The organism is Symbiopectobacterium sp., assembly GCF_051710365.1.
Taxonomy (GTDB): domain Bacteria; phylum Pseudomonadota; class Gammaproteobacteria; order Enterobacterales; family Enterobacteriaceae; genus Symbiopectobacterium.
This window is the reverse complement of sequence record NZ_JBPETA010000392.1, coordinates 1-884: the sequence shown is the minus strand read 5'-3', so window position 1 is coordinate 884 and position 884 is coordinate 1. Positions and strand designations below refer to the sequence as shown.

The 884-nt window shown below is 51.2% G+C and carries 1 protein-coding gene and 1 pseudogene; both read right to left on the bottom strand.

Annotated features, from left to right (window positions below):
- Nucleotides 1-46: 46 nt before the first annotated feature.
- Nucleotides 47-676 (bottom strand): tail fiber assembly protein, encoded by a 630-nt coding sequence (locus ACTBDZ_RS18210; RefSeq protein WP_438816319.1) that lies wholly within the window; start codon nucleotides 674-676, stop codon nucleotides 47-49.
- Nucleotides 676-884 (bottom strand): annotated as a pseudogene (locus tag ACTBDZ_RS18205) (phage tail protein); the annotation flags it as partial. The pseudogene ACTBDZ_RS18205 and the gene ACTBDZ_RS18210, both read right to left, overlap by 1 nt.

Here is an 884-nt window from a genome sequence, read left to right as displayed (position 1 = left end):
AAGAGAAAGCCCGCCAATGACGGCGGGCTGGTAGAAATAACGGCTATTATTGTGGCTGCCCCGGCCACTCAATGTCAGGTGCAGTACTGACATCAATACGATTTAACATCACCCGATAGGTTTTCCATTCTGTTAACGCCGCATTCTCTTCGTCAGTCGCCATATCCAGATCAACCGCATCGCTCAGCGTTTGAATGCGCGCATTCGCCACGGTAAGACGTGAGGTTAACTCCTGTTGTGCCGCCTGCTGTGCAGCTTGTAATTCAGCCGCTTGCTGGGCATGTGTGTCTGTCACCCACATTTCCCCGTCCCAGGCATCAAATTCAGTTGACGGTTCAAGTAGCGTAAATTCTTCCGTCAATTCACCGATAGTGGTGATAAGCGAGGCTTCGCGCGTCTCGGTGTTATAGGCCGTTTTGCCGCGATAGTCCGGCACATGCTCCCAGCCTGAACCGTCAGAAGTGCGCAATAACGCCTGTCCGACTGGGGGTAACTCGGGTTCATCGGGGTAACTGTGGGCTGGGAGACCCACGCCGAGCATGAGATATTCCATGCTGGCGCTTTGGTATTCGCCAGTGCTCGAGTTCACATGGTAGACAGTGATCCATCCGGCCTTTTTGCTAAGGCCATTTTCGCCTAATTCGGCGGTTTCAATATTGGTGGAATAGTTGCTCATTATGCTGCTCTCACAATGTAATTAAAGGCGATGTTGCGCGGACGGTTTTCAGTTGCGGTGGGTACGACCTTCGATGCATCGAATGTATACTGACACCCAACAGACCCAAGATTATTATTAGATAGGATATTGGCCTCTAATCTAGTAAATGCGCCTTCCCCCACCGACGATGAAGTGCCCTCTCCCCAAGCCAAACCATTATTTGCAA